Source organism: Micromonospora inyonensis, from assembly GCF_900091415.1.
GTDB classification, from domain to species: domain Bacteria; phylum Actinomycetota; class Actinomycetes; order Mycobacteriales; family Micromonosporaceae; genus Micromonospora; species Micromonospora inyonensis.
Genome location: NZ_FMHU01000001.1, coordinates 932,932 through 954,462, shown reverse-complemented (window position 1 = coordinate 954,462; position 21,531 = coordinate 932,932). Strand labels below are relative to the sequence as shown.

Below are 21,531 nucleotides of genomic sequence, written 5' to 3'. Positions count from 1 at the left end.
CCCACCGGACAGGGAGGTAAGCGAGATGAATGGTCTCGTCGGCGCCGTCTGGCGCAAGAGCAGCCGCTCCAACGACCAGGGGCTCTGCGTGGAGGTGGCGGACAACCTGGTCGGCGCGCTCGGTGTGGTCGGCGTACGCGACTCCAAGGACCTCACCGGCCCGACGCTGGCGGTCAGCCCGCCGGGGTGGTCGGCGTTCGTCACCGCGCTGCGGGAGGACCGGCTGCGGCCCTGAGCGGCTGCCGCCCCGAGCGGCGTCCACCCGGTGGGTGGAGGCGGCGGCGCCACCTCCGTCCGAGGGCAGGCGGAGGTGGGCCGTCGTGTCGCTGTGGAGCTGCCCCGTTCGTGCGGGCAGCTCCAGAGGACCCGGGACCGGTGCCCCACCTCCCCCCGACCGCCGGCTCGACCGGCCGGGCGCCACCTGCGCCGGAGCGGGACTCCGCCGGTGGGTAGGGTGCCGGGCGGAGGTGCGGCATGGGGATCCCGAAGGACCGGCGGCGGATCGTCGTCACGGTCGCGACGCTGCTCGTCGCCGGGTTGGCCGCCGCCACGGTGTACCGGGTGCTCGCCCCGGCCGAGGTGGTCACCGTCGCCCGTGGGGAACGCCCGCCGGCCGTGGACCCGGAGGTCGGCCCGATCGGACGGTTCTCCACCGCGCCGCTGATCGTCGACGGCCGGCTGCGGGTGTACGCGACGACCCGGCAGGTCTGGGCCGACGAACCGGTCGACGACCGCCAGCGCAACACCCCGTACTGGTCGTACCGGCGGTGGCCGGCCCAGCTCAGCGGGGTGCTGGCGGCCGGGACCACGGTGGTGAGCCGCTGGTCGGACGGGCGGCTCGTGGCCATCGACGCCGACACCGGTCGGGTCGCCTGGCGGGCGGACGCCCCGGCTCCCCAGGAGGGCTACACCGGTCGGCGTACCGGGGCGGAGACCGTCTGGCACCCGCACGGCCTGCACACCGCCACCGGGCCGGGCGGCGGGGCGGTGGTGGTGGTCGTCGGCGACCGGCAGGTGCAGGGGACCGACCTGACCTCCGGGCGACGGCTCTGGCGGGTCGACGTCGACCCCGGTTGCCGTACCGACGTCGGCACCACCGTCGCGGGTCGGCTCGCCACACTGGACCGGTGCGCGGGGGGCCCGGTCGTCGAGTTCCGCGACGTCGCCACCGGCACGGTCACCGAACGCTGGAGCCCGCCGGGGGCCGGCGCGGAGGTGACCGTCACCCCGACCGGTTGCGCGACCGCCCGCTCGGCCTGCGCCGGCCTGCACGTCGCCGAGACCGGAACCGCCGGCCAGAGGACCGGCGGCGCGGCCGGCGAGGACGGCGGCCGGGGCTGGCTGGTCGACGCCGGAGCGCCCGTGGCCGCCCTGGGGCTGGACCGCGCCGGCACGGTGTTGGCGGGGAGGACCGGCGTCGGGGTCTCCGCCGACGGGGTGGTGACGGGTCGGTCGGCGCTGACCGGAGACGAACTGTGGCGTCGGGCCGACCTCGGCCCGGGGACCCGGGTGGTCGCCGCCCAACCCGGCCGGGTGCACCTGTTGACCGCAGAGAAGGATCTGGTCACCCTGGACCCGGCCAGCGGTGCCGAGCGGTCCCGGTTCCGGTTCACCATCGGGCGGGACGGCACCGGCTGGACTCCGGGGTTGGGTTGGGCCGCCGACGGCTACCTGGCGCTGGAACGCCTCCGTACCCCGGTCGAGGAGGGCGCGGGCGACCAGCGCTACTACGCGATGGCCGAGCCGGTGGTGCTCGCTGCGCTGTGACATCCCCACTGGGTACCGGAACCCGAAGCTGCATCACGATCCGCCGCAAAAAGGTACGTTCGTCGTGAATGGCTCAGGGGAAGGAGGCCCGGGATGCTCGGCGCGGGAACCAGGTGGCTGGCGGGTGGAGTGCTCGTCGTCGCGGCGGCACTGCTGCTGCCTGCTCCGGCCGACGCGACGGTCCGGGCGTCCGTCGCGTCGACCGTACGGGCCGAACCGTCGGCGGGGACCGGGGTCACCTTCGAGGTGGTGCCGGCCCAACCCACGGTGGCACCGACCCAGCCGTCCGTCGCACCGACCCAGCCGGCACCCACCCACCCGGGTGGCGGGCTGCCGGTGACCGGATCCGGTCTGGGCCGGTGGGTCGGTCTGCTGGCGCTCGGGCTGACCCTGCTGGTGGTCGGCGGGTGGGCGGCTCGCCGCCGGCGTCCGGCCTGACCGGTGGCCGGCTCAGCGTCCGACCGGGATCCGCCGGCGGGACCGCCGGGCCAGCGTCGTCAGACCTGCGACGACCAGCACTCCCGCTGCCGCGATGGCCACGTTCCACCAGGTGGTCAGCCGGGAGAGGATCGTCCCCGGCTTACCGGTCTGGCCGGGGTCGGGGAACTCGATCCGTCCGGTGGCGGTCTTTTTCACCAGGCCACTCTCCAGGTCGACCCGGAGCGTCCACGGCCCGTTCGACAGTTCTGCCGGGAAGCGGGCGCTGACCTGTCCCGACTGCCCCGGTGCCAGGGTCGTTCCCTGCACCACGTCGAAGGGGCCGGCCTGCGTTCCGCCGGGCCCTTCGGTGAGGGCCACCTTTCCGGTCAGGTCGAGGGCCCGACCGCCGGTGTTCGTGACCCCGATGGCGACCGAGGGTTCTCCCTGCGGGCTACGGGCCGGGATCAGGTCCCCGATGGTGAAGTCGGAGGCCGGCTCGCCGCCGGGGCCGATGTCTAGGTACATCCGGACACCGACCCGGTGGACCTGGGTGACCTGGCCCCCCCGCCGGGGCAGTGAGGTGGTGGACGCCCAGATCACCCCGTACCGTTCGCCGGCCGACGCGGCGGGGGGCACCCGGATGGTCGCCCGTACCCGGGTCTCCGCTTCCGGACCCAGCTCGACCGTGGTGCGATCCAGGCTGATCCAGGAGGTGAGTTCGTTGGCGGCGCGTCCCTCGCCGAAGACAAACCTGCTCTCTTCGAGGGCCGCGGCAGCCGGGTAGACGTCGATCCGTCGCCGTTCGTCGGTGTGGTTGGTCACCAGGAGTTGCCGCGTTATCGTCTCGCCCGGCGGCAGGTGGTCGACGATGTAACGCCGTGCCCGGGGGTCGTCACGACGGTTGGTCGGTGCCTCCAGCAACCGGATGCCGATGCTGCCCTCGTCCGGGTCCGGCTCGGCCGCGCCGGCCGAGGTCGACAGACCCGGGCCGGCGAGGCAGAGCAGTGCCAGCGTGGCCGCAACGGCCGACCGGCCCCGGCGGCTACGCCACCGAATGCGTCACCGTCCCGGTGTAGACCCCCGCGACGCTGTCCAGCGGCACGTTGACGACCAGGGTGGGGTTCCAGGTGGCGGTGTTGCCGCCGGTGCCTCCGGTGTGGGTGAACGCGACGACCGGGGTGACGCTCGACAGCGGTTCGGCGTCGCCCGCGGTCGCCTGGCCGGGGGTGAACGTGCCGGTGCCGGTGGTCGCCGTGGCCGGGCCGGACCAGTAGTCGATCTCCTCCGGCAGGACCGTCTCGGGCGGGGTGCCGCCGCCGGTCTGGAACACCGACGCAGTCACCGTGGCGACCCAGGAGGCGTCCGTAGCGCCCCGCGAGTCGGTCACCGTGACCGGGCCGAGCTGGCCGGTGATGGTGCCGCCGGGTGCCCCGTCGCCCAGGTCGGCGGTGGTCGGGGCGTCGATGTCGAGGGTGCCTGCGAGGATCTCGAAGGTGACGGTCGTCGAGTCGGTGGGCGCGGCGACGGCCGACGCCGCGCCGAGCCCGACCGTCACGACCGCGGTGGCTCCCATGAGGCAGATCTTGGCAATGCGCACTGGTGTTTCCCCATCTCTCGAAGTGCCGGTGCCGTCCTGGCGGCGGTCACGCCGGCGGTACCCCGAAAGATAGGGGAGGAAAAGTGCAATCGTCCCTAAAACGGACTTATTCCTCGGTGGTCCTGTCGAGTGCCTCCTCGGCGATCGCCAGGAAGGCGTCGTTCTCCGCGGAAGTACCGATAGTCATCCGGACACCCTCACCGGGGAACGGACGGATGATCACGCCGCGCGCCTCGCACGCCTTGGCGAACGCGACCGCCCGGTCGCCCAGTGGCAGCCAGACGAAGTTGCCCTGGCTGGTCGGGATGTCGGGGAGGAACGCGCGCAGCGCCCCGGTGACCCGGTCCCGCTCGGCGACGATCAGGGCGCACCGGCGCTCGACCTCGTCGGCCTGCTCCAGCGCGGCCCGCGCGGCGGCCTGGGCGAGCAGGTTGATCGAGAACGGGGTGACCACCTTGCGCACGGCGGTGGCCACCGCCGGCTGGGCGACCATGACGCCGACCCGCAGCCCGGCCAGGCCCCACGCCTTGGAGAGGGTGCGCAGCACCGCCACGTTGGGTCGGTCGGCGTAGCCGAGCCCGTCCGGCACTTCCGGGTCGGTGACGAACTCGCGGTACGCCTCGTCGAGCACCACCAGCACGTCGTCCGGGACGGCGTCGAGGAAGTGCTCCAACTCGGGCCGGCGCAGGAAGGTGCCGGTGGGGTTGTTCGGGTTGCAGACCACCACCATCCGGGTCCGGTCGGTCACCGCCGCCGCCATCGCCGCCAGGTCGTGCCCGTGGTCCGGCAGGTTGGGCACCGGCACGCTGGTCGCCCCGCTGGTCGCCACGACGATCGGGTACGCCTCGAAGGAGCGCCACGAGTAGACCACCTCGTCACCGGGGAGGCAGGTGGCCCGGACCAGATGCTCGGCGAGCGCCACCGAACCGCAGCCGGTGACGATCCGGTCCGGCGTCACGCCGTACCGCTCGGCGAGAGCGGAGTGCAGCGCCACCACGCCCATGTCCGGGTACCGGTGCGCCCCGGCTGCGGCCTCGGCGATCGCCTCCACCACCCCCGGCAGCGGGCCGTAGGGCACCTCGTTGCTCGCCAGCTTGATGGCCTCCGGAATGCCCAGATCCCGGGCGAGGTCGGCCGGGCTGCGGCCGGGTACGTAGTTGGGCAGCGCGTCGAGGTCGGCGCGGGTGAGCCGGATCGGGGGCTCGTGGCGGCCGGTGTCGGTCATTCGGCATCTCCCTCTGGGCGGTCGTGCGCTTCGGCACGGGTGGGGGTGGGACGAGGCACCTGGACGACCACCGTCTGCGCGCGCTTGTCGTGCAGCGCCTGGCGCAGCGGATGGTCGAAGAGAGGGGACAGGGCGTCGAGAAGCTGGAGCAGCAGGCCCAGGCCGCAGCAGTACCAGAGCAGGGTGGGCAGGCCGAGGGTGTTCCAGCGCCGGAACGACCGGCCGAAGCCGAGCGGCTGGTCACCGGCGAGCGGCACCGCGCGGATGCCCATCACCCGCTTGCCGAAGGTCTGCCCTCCGCTGGCCATCGACGGGACCTCGTAGGCGAACCAGAGGGCGGTCGCGATCAGCAGGATCGCCACCTGGAGGCCGCCGGCCTGGTCGCCCGGCTGGGGCAGAGGTTCCATGGACGTGGAGCCGCTCGACACCCGGGCCCAGAACTCCCGCCAGACCGGCGACATCTCCTGCATGAACCGCCAGACGAACCAGCCGTTCACCACCGCGTTGAGGAGGAACACGATGCCGAAGTCGATCAGGCGGGCGAGGAAGCGGGGGCCGTAGCCGGCCAGGGCGAGGCCGTGCGGGCGCGGCTCGGGCGGCCGTACCGGCCAGCCGGGATGCGGCCAGCCGGGATGAGGGGCGTAACCGGGCGGGAAACCGTACGGCGGCGGGGGACGGTGACCGGGCGGGGGAGCGTACCCGTGTGGCGGCCACGGCCCCGCGGGGTACGGGCCGGGGGACGGGGGCGTGGTCGGCCGCCCGGCGGGACCGGGCCCGGGGACGCCGGTGGCCGGGGGCGGAACGGAGGTCGGCGTGGTCGGGCGCGGACCCGCGGCCGGGGTGGTGACCGGGGTCGGGGCGGGTGCCGGCGGTTCGGCCGGCGGCGGTCCCTCGGGTGGGGTGGCGTCGGCGGGTATCGGCGCGCCGATCCACCCCTCGCCATCCCAGTAGCGCTGGGTCTCGGGGTCGGCAGGGTCGACGTACCAGCCGGGTTGCACACTCACGCAGCTACCTTAACGACGCCTTCGTCGGCGGCCAGCCCACCTGTGGCGCGCGGTTCCGGCCGGTCGCCGTCGGTGGACGGCGACCGGCCCCGGACTCAGAGATTGCCGCGCTTCTCCTGCTCACGTTCGATGGCCTCGAAGAGGGCCTTGAAGTTGCCCTTGCCGAAGCCGAGCGAGCCGTGCCGCTCGATCAGCTCGAAGAAGACCGTCGGCCGGTCCTGCACCGGCTTGGTGAAGATCTGGAGCAGGTAGCCGTCCTCGTCCCGGTCGACGAGGATCTTGCGGGCCTTCAGCTCCTCGATCGGCACCCGTACGTTGCCGATCCGGGCGCGCAGCTCCGGGTCGTCGTAGTACGAGTCCGGAGTGTCCAGGAACTCGACGCCCGCGGCCCGCATCGCGTCGACGCTGGCCAGGATGTCGTTGGTGGCCACCGCGATGTGCTGCGCGCCCGGCCCCTGGTAGAACTCCAGGTACTCGTCGATCTGCGACTTCTTCCGGGCGACGGCCGGCTCGTTGAGCGGGAACTTGACCTTACGGGTGCCGTTGGCGACCACCTTGCTCATCAGCGCCGAGTAGTCGGTGGCGATGTCGTCGCCGATGAACTCCGCCATGTTGGTGAAGCCCATCACCCGCCGGTAGAACTCGACCCAATCGTCCATCCGGCCCAGCTCGACGTTGCCGACCACGTGGTCGACGGCCTGGAAGAAGCGCTTCGGCTGGACCCCGGCGTCGATCATGGGCCGCCGGTCGACGATCGGGGCACGGGCGACGAAGCCGGGCAGGAACGGGCCGGTGTAGCGGGACCGGTCGACCAGGGTGTGCCGGGTGTCGCCGTAGGTGGCGATCGCGGCGATCCGGACGGTGCCGTGCTCGTCGGTCAACTCGTGCGGCTCCAGCAGGCCGGTCGCGCCCTGGGCGGTGGCGTGCGCGTACGCCGCGTCGACGTCCGGGACCTCCAGGGCGATGTCGGCGACGCCGTCGCTGTGCTTGGCGACCAGGGCGGCGTCCGGCGCGTCGGGGCGGACCGCGCCCCGCAGGACGAACCGGGCCGAACCGCTGGTGAGCACGTACTCGGCGTAGTCCCGGTAGCCCTGCTCCGGCCCCCGGTAGGCGACGCAGGTCATCCCGAACGCGGTGGAGTAGTAGTGCGCGGCCTGCTTGGCGTTGCCCACCAGGAAGCTGACGTGGTCGAGCCCACGGACCGGGAACGGGTCGTGGGCGATGTCGTGGTCGACGGCGTCGACGAGCGCGTCGACGTCGACCTCTTCGGTCGACGTGGGTCGGTCGATCGCCTGGGTCATCGTGGACTCCCTCCGTACGGTGCCGCTCGTGTGGTCGCCGGCGGCGGTGTGACGTCGCACCGCGCGGTGCCCTGTGGCGAGGATCGCGGCCGGCGCACCGGTGGGCAACAGTCAGACGATCGGCTGGTCAGGTTGCGCATTCGGTATGGTCTCTACCTGTGACCAGTGGTCAGGTTGTCCAGCTCGATCAGCTCGACGCGCGCCTCATCGAGTTGCTTGCCGCCGAGCCGAGGATCGGGGTGCTGGAGTGCTCCCGCCGGCTGGGCGTGGCCCGGGGGACCGTCCAGGCCCGCCTCGACAAGCTGGTCGACCGGGGGGTGGTCGCCGGGTTCGGGCCGGACGTCTCCCCGGCGGCCATCGGGTTCGGGGTGACCTCCTTCGTCACCCTGGAGATCAGCCAGCGGCAGGGGCACGACCCGGTCACCGCCCACCTCGCCGCGATCCCCGAGGTGCTGGAGGCGCACACCATCACCGGCTCCAGCGACGTGCTCTGCCGGATCGTGGCCCGGTCGAACGCCGACCTCCAGCGGGTCATCGACCAGATCGTCTCCTGCGCGGGGATCACCCGGGCGTCGACCATCATCGCGCTGGCCGAGCAGATCCCGTACCGGGTGCTGCCGCTGGTGCGCTCGGCCGCCGTCAACCGTCCCTGACCCGGGCCAGGGCGTCGCCGAGCGGGGTGCGCGTGTAGCGGACCGCCCGCCCGGTGCGGGTGCGGGTGACCAGCCCGGCGTCGCGCAGCACCGCCAGGTGCCCGCCGACCCCGCCCAGCGTCAGGCCGAACTGCCGGACGAGGTGACTGGTGGTGGCGGGTACGGCCAGCGCCCGTAGCACCGCCGCCCGGGTGCGGCCGAGCAGCCGGTCCAGCGCGTCCGGCGGCCGGTCCGGGGCGGGCGGGCCGAGCAGGTCCACCACGCCGGCGGCCCGGTAGACGAGCGCGAACGGCCACGGTGGCTCCACGTAGTTGATCATTGTGCCGAAGACGGTCGGTACGAAGAGCAGACCCTTCCCGCCGAGCGAGTAGGTCGCCGGCTCCCGGTCGGCCACCACGATGGCGCCGAGGTGGCCGCCGGGCTCCCAGCTCAGGCGGGGGTCGAGACCGGCTACGGCGGCACCCCAGCCGTACGTGACCAGCCGCCCGGCGCGCTGCACGACGTCGCGTTCCAGGATGGTCCGCAGCCGGGGCCAGTCCGGCTCGACCAGGGCCGTCCAGACCACCTCGACGGCGTCCGCCAACCGGTCCACCACGTCCGGCGACCGGTAGATCCGCTGCGCGTACGCCGGTGCGGTACGGAGCCCGACGAGATTGCGGGCCAGTTCGTCGCGGGCCTGTGCCAGCGGGGTGGCCCGGACCACGGCGATCTCGTCGGCGAAGCTCCGCCCGGTGCCGGCCGGGGGCGGCTGGATGAAGTCGGCGTTGTAGCCGCCCCGGCGCAGCAGCGCCAGCAGCGCGCCCACCGCCGGCAGGTCGCGGCGCAGCCGCTCGTACACCGGCCGGACCCGGGCCACCCACGGGGCGAGGCCGGGCGCGCTGTGCTGGCCGGCGCAGAGCCGCAGCGCCGACACCGTCTCGCCCAGCGGCGAGATGGCGTACCGGCTCGCCGCGATGTCGGCCGGGGTCACCTGGATCCGCACGTCCCGGCCTACCTTTCGTCCTGGGGCGAAAGGATAGAGCGCCCGGCGCGGCCCGGACAGGATCCGCCCTGTGAAGTCCACCCGCACCACCGTCGCGCCGCCGGTCGCGGCGGAGCGCCCGGCCACCTTCCGGGACGTCTTCGCCGTCGCCGAGTTCCGTGTGCTCTTCGCCAGCTTCGGGGTCTTCCTGATCGGCGAGACGGTCAAGATGCTCGCCCTCTCCGTGCTGGTGTACGAACGCACCGGCTCCGGCCTGATCGCCGCCCTCGCGTACGTCACCGGGTTCCTGCCGCACGCGTTCGGCGGGGTGTTCCTGCTCGCCCTCGCCGACCGGTGGCCGCCGCGCGCCGTGATCGTCGGCTACGAACTGGTCCGGCTGGCCCTCGTCGCGGTGCTCGCCGTCGGGGTGCTCCCCCCGGCCGGCATGCTCGGGCTGGTCTTCGTCGTCGGCCTGTTCGGCCCGGTCAGCAGCGCCGCCCGCACCGCGCTGCTGCCGGAGATCCTGCACGGCGACGCGTACGTGCTGGGGCGCTCCCTGCTCACCATGGCGTCCGGCGGCACCCAGGTCGTCGGGTTCGCCGTGGGTGGTCTCCTGCTCGGTGCGGTCGGGCCGTACGGCGCGCTCTGGCTGACCGCCGCCACCTGCGCGCTCTCGGCCCTGCTGGCCCGGGTCGGGCTGCGGGCCCGTCCCGGGCGGAACCGCGGCGTGACCGGCACGGTGCGGCCCGGCCCGACCGGCCCGACCGGCCCGACCGGCCCGACCCGGACCGGCGCGGTGCGGGAGACCTGGCGGGGCAACCGGGAACTCCTCGCCGACCGGCGGATCCGGGGCCTGCTGCTGGCCCAGTGGCTGCCCGGTTCGATGCTGGTCGGGGCCGAGGCGGTCGCGGTGCCGTACGCCGCCGGACTCGGCCCGGGGGCGAGCGCGGGCGTGCTGCTGATGGCCGGCGCGTTCGGGATGCTCGTCGGGGACCTGGTGGTGGGGCGGTTCGTCCCGCCGGCAGCCCGGGAGCGGCTCAGCCCGTGGCTCGCGCTGCTGCTCGGCGTACCGGTGCTGGGGTTCCTGCTCCGGCCCGGCCTGGTCCTCGCCGCGCTGCTGTTCGCGGTGGCCGCCGCCGGCTTCGCCTACCAGCTCGGGCTGGCCCGCCGGTTTCTCGACGCGGTGCCCGAGGCCCGGCGTGGCCAGGCGTTCGGCCTGACCAGCACCGGGATGATGGCTGCCCAGGGGCTCGCAGCGGCCGGTGGCGGAGCGTCGAGCGAGGTGACCGGACCGGCGGTGGCGATGGCCCTCGCCGGGGTGGCCTCGCTCGCCGCCACCGGGGCGCTGTGGCGGGTCCTCACCCCGGAACCGCTGTCCGCCCGTCCGGAATAGTTCACCGACACGGCCGTACGGAGGGCATCAGGGCCGCGCCGACCTGGCTACCGTGTCCGTTGTGGCTCAGCAGGGCGGCCGGTGCGTCATTTGTTACGTGATCCTCGCGTTGATCGCGGTCGTGGTGCTGACCTTGACCGGCGTGTGGAACCCGTGGCCGGGGGTGTGGGACGCGGTGAACCGCAGTCGCCCCATCTCCGAACCCGACGTGGCCTGGCAGCGCCGCATCGGCGGCACCCCGAAGAGCGTCACCGTCGCGGGGGAGACCGTGGTGGTGGAGCAGCGGACCCGGGTGGAGGGGCTCAGCCTCGCCACCGGCGCGCCGCTCTGGGAGCGCAAGGCGGACTGGGCGGCGGTCGCCGGGGACGGCCGCGACGCGGTCGTCGCGGTCGGCAAGCTTCTGGTCAAGGGGTACGAGCTGCTTGACCCGGCGACCGGCGCGGTTCGCCGCCGGGACAACGAGGCGGTGGCCGTCTGGACGTACCGCAACATGCTGCTGGACGCCCGCTGCGCCCAGGCCACCGACTGCACGGTCAGCGCGTGGGACGTGCGCGGCAGCCGTCCGGTCTGGACGGCCTTCCTGCCCGGTGTGGAGAGCGGATTCTTCGCCGACAACCCGGAACTGCTCGGCACCCGGCGGCTGACCGGGCTCCGGATCGACTCCGGCGTGGCCGGTCCGGAGGCGGTGCCCGCCCTGCTCGGTTTCCCGGTCGACGGCCGGGTGCACGTCCTGGACACCGCGACCGGCCGGGTGGTGCGCGACGTCGAGCCCGGCCGGGAGGAACGGCTGGTCACCGTCGGTGGCCGGCTGCTGCGGATCGAGGCTCGGTCGGAGGACGGCACCTGCTACTTCACGCTCTCCGGCCGGGAGGCGACCACCGGGCGGGAGGTGTGGCGGCGGGCCGGGATCAACCTGCGCACCGCCGACAACGCCGGGTGTGTGCAGCGGGAGGATCCGCAGGGCGCGCGGAACGTGGTGGTCGGGGTGGCCCCGGACGCCCGGGAGACGGTGGTCGACGCGTACGACGGGCGGCTGCTCTGGGTCGGCGCGGCCGGGGAGAAGCTGCTCGCCGTCGACGACCGCCACCTGCTGGCCCGTTCTGCGGACAAGCGCTCGATCGTCGGGCGGGAACTCGGGGTCGACCGTCCGCGCTGGACCCGGCGGTCGGCCGAGAAGGCGGGCGGGGCGCTCACCCCGTACGCGGCGGTGCTCAGTGAGGACGGTCCCTCCCGGGTGGTCGCCCTCGACCCGCGGACCGGGCGGGAACTGGCGAACCTGCGGACCTCGGCGAACGTGCTGGCGGTCGGTCCCGCCGGCATGGTGATCGGCGAGGGACGGGAGATCGGATACGTCCGGTTCGCCGGTGCGGCCGGCGGCGCGCCACCGGCCGGCGAGGACGGCTCCGGCCGGAATCCCGGCGAGGACGGCTCCGGGCGGAATCCCGGCGACACTCCGGGAAAGGGCCCGGACCCGGCCGCGAGCTGCGGTCCGAAAGGTGAGAGCTGCCCGGAACCGGACGGCGGCAAGGACGGCTGAGCGGGGGTGGCCGCCCGGACGGGTGGGGGTGACCGGGACGGATGAGAGCGGTGTCGCACGACTCACCCGGCGGGTACGACGTCACGGCCCGACTGCCCTAGGCTTTCCGCTCATGAGCAGTGCCGCCGCGTTCACCTACGCCCCTTTGCTCCCGGTCGGTGCCGACCAGACCGAGTACCGGCTGGTCACCGATGAGGGCGTCGACGTCGTCAACGGTCCGGGTGGCCGTCGGTTCCTCACCGTGGACCCGGCCGCGCTCACCGCCCTGACCGCCGAGGCGATGCACGACATCGCGCACTACCTGCGCCCGGCCCACCTGGCCCAGCTCCGGTCGATCATCGACGACCCGGCGGCCTCGCCGAACGACCGCTTCGTCGCGCTGGACCTGCTGCGCAACGCGAACATCGCAGCTGGCGGGGTGCTGCCGATGTGCCAGGACACCGGTACCGCGATCGTGATGGGCAAGCGGGGCCGGCACGTGCTCACCGACGGCACCGACGCGGAGGCGATCTCCCGGGGCGTGTACCAGGCGTACACGAGACTGAACCTGCGCTACTCGCAGCTCGCCCCCCTGACCATGTGGGAGGAGCGGAACACCGGCAGCAACCTGCCGGCCCAGGTGGAGATCTACGCCGAGGACCCGGACGGCCACCCCGACGCGTACAAGTTCCTCTTCATGGCCAAGGGCGGCGGCTCGGCCAACAAGTCGTACCTCTACCAGGAGACCAAGGCGCTGCTGAACCCGACGCGGATGATGCAGTTCCTGGAGGAGAAGCTGCGGCTGATCGGCACCGCGGCGTGCCCGCCGTACCACCTGGCCATCGTGATCGGCGGCACCTCGGCCGAGTACGCGCTGAAGACCGCCAAGTACGCGTCCGCCAAGTACCTCGACGCGCTGCCCACCGAGGGTTCGATGACCGCGCACGGCTTCCGTGACCTGGAGCTGGAGGCGCAGGTGCTGGAGCTGACCCGTAACTTCGGCATCGGCGCGCAGTTCGGCGGCCGGTACTTCTGCCACGACGTGCGGGTGGTCCGGCTGCCCCGGCACGGCGCGTCCTGCCCGGTGGCGATCGCGGTCTCCTGCTCGGCCGACCGGCAGGCGGTCGCCAAGATCACCCCGTCGGGCGTGTGGCTGGAGCGCCTCGAAACCGACCCGGCCCGCTTCCTGCCCGACGTCACCGACGAGACCCTGGAGACCGAGGAGGTCGTCCGGGTCGACCTGAACCGGCCGATGGACGAGATCCGTGCCGAGCTGTCCCGGTACCCGGTGAAGACCCGGCTCTCGTTGACCGGCCCGCTGGTCGTCGCCCGGGACATCGCCCACGCCAAGATCGCCGAGCGGCTGGACGCGGGCGAGCCGATGCCGCAGTACCTGCGCGACCACGCCGTCTACTACGCCGGCCCGGCCAAGACCCCCGAGGGGTACGCTTCCGGCTCGTTCGGCCCGACCACCGCCGGCCGGATGGACGCCTACGTGGAGAAGTTCCAGGCGGCCGGCGGCTCGCTGGTGATGCTCGCCAAGGGCAACCGCTCCGCCCAGGTCACCCGCTCCTGCGACCAGCACGGCGGCTTCTACCTCGGCTCGATCGGCGGCCCCGCCGCCCGGCTCGCCCAGGACTGCATCAAGCACGTCGAGGTCCTGGAGTACCAGGAACTGGGCATGGAGGCGGTCTGGAAGATCGAGGTGGAGGACTTCCCGGCCTTCATCGTGGTCGACGACAAGGGCAACGACTTCTTCGCCGAGGTCACCAAGCCGGTCCTCACCGTCGGCCTCCGCTGACCCGCCGGCCTCTGTCGACGTCACGCGGACTTTCTAGTATCGCTGGATGGGCCGACCGACGTACCCGATCCGTACTGCGCGGCTCACCCTGCGCCCTGTCACGCTGAACGATCTCGACGATGTGTGCTCGTGGCAGCGCCGACCGGACGTCTTCCGCTGGACGCTCAGCGAGCCGCGTACCCGCGAGGAGTCGCGATCGTCGGTGATCGCCATGGCGGGTGAGGACGCGCTACGCGTCGAGGGAGACTGCTCGACTCTGGCCGTGGCCACCGACGCCGGGGTCATCGGGACGGTGGAACTCGTCTGGCGCAGTCAGACCGACCGCACGGCTGAACTCGGGTACGTCTTCCATCCCGACCACGGAGGTCGCGGACTGGCTACGGAAGCCGCCACGGCGCTGCTGGACTGGGGGTTCACCGAGTTCGGACTGCACCGGGTCTACGGCCGGTGCCACGGCCGCAATGCGGCGTCTGCCCGACTGATGGCCCGGCTCGGCATGCGTCAGGAGGCGCGCCACGTCGACAGCTACCTGTTCAATGGGGAGTGGGCCGACCAACTCGTCTACGCCATCCTGGCCCGCGAGTGGAGCCGACGCCCACTACGGGGCCAATGAAACTCCCGACGACTTCTTCGCCGAGGTCACCGAGCCGGTCCTCACCGTCGGCCGCCGTCGAATCTCGGAGGCTGGTCACTGGAAGCGTGGAACCCGGCGGCCCACCGTCCGGAGGACTGCCGGGTTCCCTTCCCGCAGCTACTGCCACAGGCTCCAATGAGGGCTGTCAGCCGACCTGCCTGCACCTCCGAAGTTCGTACAACGCCGACCTGCCGCGTCCGTCGTCGATCTCGGCCAGGATGAGGTCCCGGACGGGAACGGTGAACTCCTGCCCGCTTCCACCACTTCCGGCGTCCGCCCAAACCTCGACCACTCCATTCCCGGGTAGTTCGCGCGGCCCCACCACCAGAATCCTCGCCTGTCGAGACTCAGCCACGTCGGTTCCGTCCGCTTGAACCATCGGGGTCGAGCCGGGCCAGGACGGCGACCTGCTCCGGACGGTAGGGCGCCGGAGTGTGCGGGAGCCGGGCAGGTGAGGGTGTGTCCGGTGGAATCGTGCCTGGGAAACCTGTCATTGGGTGGCGGGCGACCTTGAGGCAGCGTCGGAGGCGTACCGAGTGGCGCTCCAGCGGGTGCAGGATGGGCTCGCGGAGGTCGCCTCGGCTCGTGCCGATGTTCCGAAAGTGCGCGAGCGGCTGGCTCTCGCCATCGTGACGGCGTACCGGGACGGCACGCGGGTAGGCGAGATCGCCCGGGTCACCGGTTACGGCCGCGAACAGGTCCGGCGAATCCTGCGAGCCGGCGGTGTGGAAGCCGGCGACTCCGGAGCTGTCGACGCTTGAACGTCAGGCCCTGGGTTTGGGGCTCCCAACTTCTGCGCCCCGCTGCGAGTGCCCGGTGGGCGCGGCAGGATGGAACGCGTGACGAATCCAGAGGCAGTGGGCTACCGGATCGAACGCGACTCGATGGGTGAGGTGGAGGTGCCCGCCGACGCGCTGTGGCGGGCGCAGACCCAGCGCGCGGTGCAGAACTTCCCCCTCTCAGGGCGGGGCATCGAGTCCGCCCAGATCCGGGCGCTGGCCCAGATCAAGGGGGCGGCGGCGCAGGTCAACGCCGAGGTGGGCGTGCTCGATGCCGAGGTGGCCGCCGCGATCGCCACCGCCGCCGCGCACGTCGCCGACGGCGGGTACGACGACCAGTTTCCGATCGACGTCTTCCAGACCGGCTCGGGCACCTCGTCCAACATGAACACCAACGAGGTGATCGCCACCCTGGCCAGCCGGGAACTGGGCCGGGACGTGCACCCGAACGACCACGTCAACGCCTCGCAGTCGAGCAACGACGTCTTCCCGTCCTCGATCCACCTGGCCGCGACCCAGGCGGTCGCGCACGACCTGCTGCCCGCGCTGGCCCACCTGGCGGAGGCGCTGGAGGCCAAGGCGGCGGAGTTCGAGACGGTGGTCAAGGCCGGGCGGACCCACCTGATGGACGCCACCCCGGTCACCCTCGGCCAGGAGTTCGGCGGGTACGCCGCGCAGATCCGCTACGGCATCGAACGGCTCGACTCGGCCCTGCCCCGCCTGGCCGAACTTCCCCTCGGCGGCACGGCGGTGGGCACCGGCATCAACACTCCGCTCGGCTTCGCGGGCCGGGTGGTCGAGAAGTTGCGCGAGTCGACCGGGCTGCCGGTGACCGAGGCGCGCAACCACTTCGAGGCGCAGGGCGCACGGGACGCGCTGGTGGAGACCTCGGGTCAGCTCCGTACCATCGCGGTCGGTTTCTACAAGATCGCCAACGACGTGCGATGGATGGGGTCGGGGCCCCGCGCCGGCCTGCGTGAGCTGCGCATCCCCGACCTCCAGCCCGGCTCGTCGATCATGCCGGGCAAGGTGAATCCGGTGGTCGCCGAGGCGGTCCGGCAGGTCTGCGCCCAGGTGATCGGGAACGACGCCACGGTCGCCTTCGCGGGTTCCCAGGGCGACTTCGAGCTGAACGTGATGCTCCCGGTGATGGCCCGCAACCTGCTGGAGTCGATCCGTCTGCTGGCCGCGTCGAGCCGACTCTTCGCCGACCGTTGCGTGGCCGGTCTCGGCGCGAACGCCGACGTCTGTCTGGCGTACGCGGAGGGCTCGCCGTCGATCGTCACCCCACTGAACCGCCACCTCGGGTACGACGAGGCCGCCTCGATCGCCAAGGAGGCCCTTGCCAAGGAGATCTCGATCCGGGAGGTGGTGCTCGCCCGGGGCCACGTGGACAGCGGCAGGCTCACCGAAGACCAGCTCGACGAGGCACTGGACGTGCTCCGGATGACCCACCCCTGAGCCGTCCGGCGCGGCCACGGCGCGGCGCGGACCCATGGAACCGCCGCAGGCACGGGGCTCGTCGCGGCTGCCGCCGCTGCCCGCCACTGGCAGCGGGGAAACGGGTGGCCGGTCGGTGGGTCGGTGGCGCATCCTGCCCGGCATGGTCGACGTACCCGGCCCCGACGGCGTCCTCCTGGAGACGGAGCGGCTGCGGCTGCGGCAGCTCACCAGGGCGGATCTCGATCACCTCGTCGCGCTGGACGGTGACCCGGAGGTCATGCGCTTTCTGACCAACGGTCGGCCGACCCCGCTCCCGGTGATCCGGGGCGAGGTGCTGCCCCGGCTGCTCCGCCAGTACGACGAGACGCCCGGTCTCGGCCGCTGGGCGGCGATCGACCGGGCCGGCGGTGACTTCCTGGGCTGGTTCGCCCTCGACCCACCCGGCGAGGACGTGGCCGGGAACGAGGCGGAACTGGGCTACCGGCTGCGGCGGGCGGCGTGGGGGCGCGGGCTGGCCACGGAGGGCTCCCGGGCCCTCGTCCGGTACGCGTTCGACGCCCTTGGGCTGCACCGGATCCGGGCGGAGACGATGGCGGCCAACACCCGCTCCCGGCGGGTGCTGGAGAAGAGTGGTCTCCGGTACGTCCGCACGTTCCATCTCACCTGGGACGACCCGATACCAGGCAGTGAGCACGGCGAGGTGGAGTACGAGGTCCGCCGCCAGGGATGCTAGGAAGGACATCCCACAGTGGATAGTTGGAGTTGGAGGCCCTTCCCATCATGATCAGAGCAGTGGTGTTCGACGCGGACGAGACGCTGCTGGATCTGCGACCGGCGGTGGCCGGCGGACTGCTGGCCGTACTGGAGGAGATGCGGCGGTTGACCCCGGCGGCGGGCGGAGTCTCCCTCGACGACCTGGAGTCGGACTGGGGTGCGGTCTTCCGTGCGCACGCCGCCGACCCGGTGCAGGAGATCCGCCGGGCGGCGCTGGCCCGGTCGCTGGGCCGCGCCGGGCTCGCGGAGCACCTAGAGAGCTTCGCCACCCTCTTCTACACCCGCCGGTTCGCGCTCACCCGGCCCTACCCGGACGTGTTGCCGGCCCTCGCCGAGCTGCGGCCCCGGTTCACCCTCGGGTACGCCACCAACGGCAACAGCCGGGCCGAGCAGTGCGGGCTGGCCGGTGAGTTCGCCTTCGAGCGGTACGCGCACGAGAACGGCCTGCCGAAGAAGCCCGCGCCGGAGTTCTTCGCGGAGGTGGCGGCGGCGGCCGGGTTGCCTCCGACCGAGGTGCTCTATGTCGGTGACTCGCTCGCCCTCGACGTGGTCGCGTCCCAGGCCGTCGGGATGCGGGCGGTCTGGCTCAACCGGGCCGGTACGCCCCGGCCCGACGACGTGCGACCGGATGCCGAGATCACCACGCTGGCCGACCTGCCGGCCGTGGTGCGGCTGCTCACCGCGCCGGTCACCGTAGGTGGCCGTCCGGTAGCGGACGCGTAGTGCCCACATGGTCGTTCAGCCCACGCTCCCGGTGGCCGCGGTCGATCAAACGCGGTCGATCAAGGTCTCTCACCGGGGAGTCCCATTGGGCTGGCCCGGCAACCCGTCCCGCCGGTGGAGCGCTCTGCGCCACCGGGGCCGACCGCTGCATCGGCCAGCAGTACCGGAAGTTCGACGATGCGACGACATTGACGCGGACCGTCGGACCCGGACGGTGGGGCCAGCTCAGGACAGGGCGCGGGCGATCGCGGCGGCGGCGGTGAGGACCTGCCCGCCGACGCTTCCGGCGTCCAGCGGGGCCAGCGCCACCACGCCGACGCTCGCCTCCAGGCCGGGTACGCCGAGCACCGGGGCGGCCACCCCGTACGCGCCGGGTTGCAGCTCCCCCTCGGTGGTCACCGGGCCGGCGGATCCGGTCCGACCGGCGAGGATGGCCCGGCCCGCCGCCCCGCGCTCCAGCGGGTGCCGGGAGCCGGTCCGGTACGCCACGTGGAACGACGTCCAGCTCGGCTCGACCACGGCCAGGGCGACGCCCTCGTCCCCCTCCACCACGGTCAGGTGCGCGGTCGCCCCGGCCTGCTCGGCCAGCCGGCGAAGCGCGGGCATCGCCCCCTCGGCGAGCAGCGGTTGGGCACGCCGGGCCAGGTGCAGCACCCCGGCACCGAGGCGCAGCCGGCCCGCCCGGTCGCGACGCAACATGCCGTGCCCGGTCAGTGCGCTGACCAGCCGGTAGACGGCCGCCCGGCCGATGCCGAGCCGGTGTGCGGCCTCGGTGACGGTCAGCCCGCCCTGCGCGTCCGCGACCAGGTGCAGCAGGCGCAGTCCCCGGTCCAGGGTCTGCGAGGTCTCCCCGGGTCGACCGGGTGTCGTGCCCCCGGCCGGCTCCGCGAACCCGTCACCGGGTCGTCCCGCCGTCTCCACAGCAGGCAGCGTACGGCCCGCGCCGGGCAGCTCCGAAGATGTGGGGACCGTTACCCTTGTACGGTGACGCTACGCCTGTATGACACCGCCACCCGTTCGGTCCGGGACTTCGTCCCGCGGGAAGCCGGCAAGGTGGGGGTCTACCTGTGTGGTCTCACCCTCCAGGCGCCCCCGCACATCGGTCATCTTCGCTCCGGCGTCAACTACGACGTGTTGCGCCGCTGGCTGCTGGCGAAGGGCTTCGAGGTCACCTTCATCCGCAACCTGACCGACATCGACGACAAGCTGCTGGTCAAGTCGTGCGAGCAGGACCGCCCGTTCTGGGCGATCGCGTACGCCAACGAGCAGATCCTGGCCGCCGCGTACCGGACGCTGAACGTGCTGTCGCCGACGTACGAACCCCGGGCCACCGGGCACGTCCCGGAGATGCACGAGCTGATCGCCACGCTGATCGAGCGGGGACACGCCTACCCGGCCACCGACGGCTCCGGCGACGTCTACTTCGACGTCGGCTCCTGGCCGGCGTACGGCACGCTCTCCGGCCAGTCGCCGGACGACATGCAGTCCGCCGGGGACGCCCCCGACCGGGGCAAGCGTGACCCACGTGACTTCGCGCTCTGGAAAGGCGCCAAGCCGGACGAGCCGGCGGACGCCTACTGGCCATCGCCCTGGGGACGGGGCCGCCCCGGCTGGCACATCGAGTGCTCGGCGATGTGCTGGCGTTACCTCGGTGCCGAGTTCGACATCCACGGCGGTGGGCTCGACCTGACCTTCCCGCACCACGAGAACGAGATCGCCCAGTCGACCGCCGCCGGCCTGCCGTTCGCCCGCTACTGGGTGCACCACGGCCTGCTCAGCCTCGATGGGGCGAAGATGGGCAAGTCGGCCGGCAACGCCCTCGACCTGGCCTACGTCGCCTCGCTCGGGGTGCGTCCAGTCGAGTTGCGCTACTACTTCGCCTCGGCGCACTACCGGTCCCGCATCGACTACACCGAGGACGCGCTGCGCGAGTCGGCGACCGCGTACCGGCGGATCGAGGGCTTCGTGCAGCGGGCCGCCGAGCGGGTCGGCGCGGGGCACCCCGGCGAGCTGCCGGCGGCGTTCACCGCCGCGATGGACGACGACCTGAACACCTCCGCCGCGCTGGCCGTCCTGCACGACGTCCTCCGCGACGGGAACACTGCGCTGGCCGGCGGGGACGATGTGACGGTCCGCACCGCGCTCGCCGCCGTCCGCGCGATGCTGGATATCCTCGGCGTCGACCCTCTGGACGCCGCCTGGACGGGCGGCGGTCGCGGCGACGACCTGCGCGGCGTGGTGGACTCCCTGGTCGCGCTGGCCCTGGAGCAGCGCGCCCAGGCGCGTGGTCGCAAGGACTGGGCCGCCGCCGACGCGGTACGCGACCAGCTCAAGCAGGCCGGGGTGATGGTCGAGGACACCCCCCAGGGACCCCGTTGGACTATTGGAGAGCAGGACTGATGCCCGGCAACTCACAGCGCCGAGGCCGGCGACTGGCCCCGAAGGCGGGAGCCCCGAAGGGCTCCGGCGGCAAGAACCGGGACGCCCTCGCCGGGCGGGGGAAGACCCTGCCTGCCGACGAGCGTCCCTGGCACAAGGCGTACTCGGGCACCGAGAAGCTGCCCCAGCGCACCGCCTGGAAGCAGGACAAGGAGCGGCGTGCCGCCGCCGAGGAGGGGCGTGCCCCCAAGATCGGCCAGCCCGGTAGCAAGGACACCACCTGGGGCAAGGGCGGGGGCCGGGGCGTCCCCGCCGCCAAGGGGCGTGGCGGCAAGCCGGCCGCCCGCAGTGGCCCCCGGGTCGCTCCGGGCCGCCGGTCGAACCCGGCGAAGGACAGCCCCGAGCTGCTGGTCGGCCGGAACCCGGTGCTGGAGTCGCTGCGGACGCACGTCCCGGCGACCGCGCTCTACACCGCCCAGGGCATCGACGCCGACGACCGGGTCAAGGAGATCATCCGGACGGCCGCCGACCGGGGCATCGCCATCCTGGAAATCAGCCGGGCCGAACTGGACCGGATGACCGGGGGCGTGCTGCACCAGGGCGTCGGTCTCCAGGTGCCGTCGTTCGCGTACGAGCCGTTCGAGGACCTGGTGGCGGCGGCGCTGGAGCAGACCGCCCCGCTGCTGGTGGCGCTGGACGGGGTCACCGACCCGCGCAACCTCGGGGCGGTGATCCGGTCGGCCGCCGCGTTCGGCGCGCAGGGTGTCTTCGTGCCGGAACGGCGGGCTGCGGGGATCACCGCGACCGCCTGGCGGACCAGTGCCGGCGCGGCGGCGCGGGTGCCGGTGGCGCAGGTGACGAACCTGACCCGATCCCTGAGGGCCTGCCAGGACGCCGGGTTCATGGTGGTCGGGCTGGACGCCGACGGCGAGACCGACCTCTACGACCTGGAGGCCGCGGTCGGCCCGCTGGTCGTGGTGGTCGGCTCGGAGGGGCGCGGCCTGTCCCGCCTGGTCGGCGAGACCTGCGACCTGACCGTGCGCATCCCGATGGTCTCCGATGTGGAGTCACTGAACGCCAGCGTCGCGGCGGCGGTCACCCTCGCCGAGGTGTCCCGGCGGCGTAGCGCCGGCTGAGGCCCGTATCGACGCCGAAAGGGGC

General features: G+C 73.0%; 21 protein-coding genes. 14 read left to right on the top strand and 7 right to left on the bottom strand.

All coding sequences use genetic code 11. From position 1 onward, the window contains the following. Positions 1–25: 25 nt before the first annotated feature. From GA0074694_RS04275 to GA0074694_RS04265, 3 genes are all read left to right on the top strand, one after another. Positions 26–235 carry a DUF397 domain-containing protein gene (locus GA0074694_RS04275; protein ID WP_091452726.1) on the top strand — a complete coding sequence of 70 codons (210 nt, stop codon included), beginning with the start codon at positions 26–28 and terminating at the stop codon, positions 233–235. Between the two features lie 239 nt (positions 236–474). After that, positions 475–1,767 carry an outer membrane protein assembly factor BamB family protein gene (locus GA0074694_RS04270; RefSeq protein ID WP_091452721.1) on the top strand — a complete coding sequence of 431 codons (1,293 nt, stop codon included), beginning with the start codon at positions 475–477 and terminating at the stop codon, positions 1,765–1,767. A gap of 93 nt (positions 1,768–1,860) precedes the next feature. Further along, positions 1,861–2,205: a hypothetical protein gene (locus tag GA0074694_RS04265; RefSeq protein ID WP_091452717.1), complete on the top strand. Its 345-nt coding sequence runs from the start codon at positions 1,861–1,863 to the stop codon at positions 2,203–2,205. A gap of 12 nt (positions 2,206–2,217) precedes the next feature. On the opposite strand, the gene GA0074694_RS04260 is transcribed toward GA0074694_RS04265, so the two are convergent. From GA0074694_RS04260 to hppD, 5 genes are all read right to left on the bottom strand, one after another. After that, positions 2,218–3,108, bottom strand: coding sequence for a hypothetical protein (locus GA0074694_RS04260; protein WP_091452715.1), 891 nt, complete (start codon positions 3,106–3,108; stop codon positions 2,218–2,220). Positions 3,109–3,229: 121 nt separating this feature from the next. Then, positions 3,230–3,760 carry a hypothetical protein gene (locus tag GA0074694_RS04255; protein ID WP_091458651.1) on the bottom strand — a complete coding sequence of 177 codons (531 nt, stop codon included), beginning with the start codon at positions 3,758–3,760 and terminating at the stop codon, positions 3,230–3,232. Between the two features lie 130 nt (positions 3,761–3,890). After that, complete coding sequence (gene hisC / locus GA0074694_RS04250) at positions 3,891–5,009, bottom strand: histidinol-phosphate transaminase (RefSeq protein ID WP_091452711.1); 1,119 nt, start codon at positions 5,007–5,009, stop codon at positions 3,891–3,893. Next, a complete protein-coding gene (locus GA0074694_RS04245) occupies positions 5,006–6,013 on the bottom strand; it encodes an RDD family protein (RefSeq protein ID WP_091452709.1) in 1,008 nt (335 codons plus the stop codon). Before GA0074694_RS04245 ends, hisC begins: the two co-directional genes overlap by 4 nt. A gap of 95 nt (positions 6,014–6,108) precedes the next feature. Continuing rightward, a complete protein-coding gene (hppD, locus tag GA0074694_RS04240) occupies positions 6,109–7,314 on the bottom strand; it encodes a 4-hydroxyphenylpyruvate dioxygenase (protein ID WP_091458650.1) in 1,206 nt (401 codons plus the stop codon). A 158-nt stretch (positions 7,315–7,472) separates the two neighbouring features. Between hppD and GA0074694_RS04235 the strand changes: the two genes are divergently transcribed. Then, a complete protein-coding gene (locus tag GA0074694_RS04235) occupies positions 7,473–7,967 on the top strand; it encodes an Lrp/AsnC family transcriptional regulator (RefSeq protein ID WP_091452706.1) in 495 nt (164 codons plus the stop codon). On the opposite strand, the gene GA0074694_RS04230 is transcribed toward GA0074694_RS04235, so the two are convergent. After that, entirely contained in the window at positions 7,954–8,949 is a 996-nt protein-coding gene (locus tag GA0074694_RS04230; RefSeq protein WP_091458649.1) for an ArsR/SmtB family transcription factor, read from the bottom strand. The two genes, GA0074694_RS04235 and GA0074694_RS04230, sit on opposite strands and share 14 nt — an antisense overlap. 70 nt (positions 8,950–9,019) lie before the next feature. Here GA0074694_RS04230 and GA0074694_RS04225 point away from each other — a divergent pair, with 70 nt between their 5' ends. The 8 genes from GA0074694_RS04225 (at position 9,020) to GA0074694_RS04195 (ending at position 17,991) form a co-directional block, all read left to right on the top strand. Continuing rightward, a complete protein-coding gene (locus GA0074694_RS04225; protein ID WP_091452702.1) occupies positions 9,020–10,321 on the top strand; it encodes an MFS transporter in 1,302 nt (433 codons plus the stop codon). Between the two features lie 112 nt (positions 10,322–10,433). Further along, positions 10,434–11,858: an outer membrane protein assembly factor BamB family protein gene (locus tag GA0074694_RS04220; RefSeq protein ID WP_091458647.1), complete on the top strand. Its 1,425-nt coding sequence runs from the start codon at positions 10,434–10,436 to the stop codon at positions 11,856–11,858. Between the two features lie 112 nt (positions 11,859–11,970). Further along, a complete protein-coding gene (locus GA0074694_RS04215) occupies positions 11,971–13,638 on the top strand; it encodes a fumarate hydratase (protein ID WP_091452699.1) in 1,668 nt (555 codons plus the stop codon). A 46-nt stretch (positions 13,639–13,684) separates the two neighbouring features. Next, the gene (locus GA0074694_RS04210; protein WP_091452696.1) at positions 13,685–14,251 is read left to right on the top strand and encodes a GNAT family N-acetyltransferase; all 567 of its coding nucleotides are present in this window, start codon (positions 13,685–13,687) and stop codon (positions 14,249–14,251) included. Positions 14,252–14,808: 557 nt separating this feature from the next. Beyond that, a complete protein-coding gene (locus tag GA0074694_RS30650; RefSeq protein ID WP_141713956.1) occupies positions 14,809–15,033 on the top strand; it encodes a hypothetical protein in 225 nt (74 codons plus the stop codon). Positions 15,034–15,111: 78 nt separating this feature from the next. Continuing rightward, positions 15,112–16,512: a class II fumarate hydratase gene (locus tag GA0074694_RS04205; RefSeq protein ID WP_091452693.1), complete on the top strand. Its 1,401-nt coding sequence runs from the start codon at positions 15,112–15,114 to the stop codon at positions 16,510–16,512. Positions 16,513–16,654: 142 nt separating this feature from the next. After that, positions 16,655–17,227: a GNAT family N-acetyltransferase gene (locus tag GA0074694_RS04200; protein WP_091458645.1), complete on the top strand. Its 573-nt coding sequence runs from the start codon at positions 16,655–16,657 to the stop codon at positions 17,225–17,227. Positions 17,228–17,274: 47 nt separating this feature from the next. Further along, complete coding sequence (locus GA0074694_RS04195; protein WP_091458643.1) at positions 17,275–17,991, top strand: HAD family hydrolase; 717 nt, start codon at positions 17,275–17,277, stop codon at positions 17,989–17,991. A 225-nt stretch (positions 17,992–18,216) separates the two neighbouring features. Here the strand turns inward: GA0074694_RS04195 and GA0074694_RS04190 are convergent, their stop codons facing one another. Then, on the bottom strand, positions 18,217–18,912 hold the full coding sequence (locus GA0074694_RS04190; protein WP_091452690.1) for an IclR family transcriptional regulator: 696 nt from the start codon (positions 18,910–18,912) through the stop codon (positions 18,217–18,219). 63 nt (positions 18,913–18,975) lie between these two features. Between GA0074694_RS04190 and cysS the strand changes: the two genes are divergently transcribed. Both cysS and rlmB read left to right on the top strand, forming a co-directional pair. Continuing rightward, positions 18,976–20,391, top strand: coding sequence for a cysteine--tRNA ligase (gene cysS / locus GA0074694_RS04185; RefSeq protein ID WP_091452687.1), 1,416 nt, complete (start codon positions 18,976–18,978; stop codon positions 20,389–20,391). Next, positions 20,391–21,506 carry a 23S rRNA (guanosine(2251)-2'-O)-methyltransferase RlmB gene (gene rlmB, locus GA0074694_RS04180; RefSeq protein WP_091452684.1) on the top strand — a complete coding sequence of 372 codons (1,116 nt, stop codon included), beginning with the start codon at positions 20,391–20,393 and terminating at the stop codon, positions 21,504–21,506. Before cysS ends, rlmB begins: the two co-directional genes overlap by 1 nt. Positions 21,507–21,531 lie beyond the last annotated feature (25 nt).

Bases quoted from the DNA above. Each gene is read 5' to 3' on its own strand.
- GA0074694_RS04215 (WP_091452699.1), top strand. From the start codon at position 11,971: ATGAGCAGTGCCGCCGCGTTCACCTACGCCCCTTTGCTCCCGGTCGGT.
- hisC (WP_091452711.1), bottom strand. From the start codon at position 5,009: ATGACCGACACCGGCCGCCACGAGCCCCCGATCCGGCTCACCCGCGCC.
- GA0074694_RS04210 (WP_091452696.1), top strand. From the start codon at position 13,685: ATGGGCCGACCGACGTACCCGATCCGTACTGCGCGGCTCACCCTGCGC.
- GA0074694_RS04275 (WP_091452726.1), top strand. From the start codon at position 26: ATGAATGGTCTCGTCGGCGCCGTCTGGCGCAAGAGCAGCCGCTCCAAC.
- GA0074694_RS04255 (WP_091458651.1), bottom strand. From the start codon at position 3,760: ATGGGAGCCACCGCGGTCGTGACGGTCGGGCTCGGCGCGGCGTCGGCC.
- GA0074694_RS04200 (WP_091458645.1), top strand. From the start codon at position 16,655: ATGGTCGACGTACCCGGCCCCGACGGCGTCCTCCTGGAGACGGAGCGG.
- hppD (WP_091458650.1), bottom strand. From the start codon at position 7,314: ATGACCCAGGCGATCGACCGACCCACGTCGACCGAAGAGGTCGACGTC.
- GA0074694_RS04270 (WP_091452721.1), top strand. From the start codon at position 475: ATGGGGATCCCGAAGGACCGGCGGCGGATCGTCGTCACGGTCGCGACG.
- GA0074694_RS04265 (WP_091452717.1), top strand. From the start codon at position 1,861: ATGCTCGGCGCGGGAACCAGGTGGCTGGCGGGTGGAGTGCTCGTCGTC.
- GA0074694_RS04195 (WP_091458643.1), top strand. From the start codon at position 17,275: ATGATCAGAGCAGTGGTGTTCGACGCGGACGAGACGCTGCTGGATCTG.
- rlmB (WP_091452684.1), top strand. From the start codon at position 20,391: ATGCCCGGCAACTCACAGCGCCGAGGCCGGCGACTGGCCCCGAAGGCG.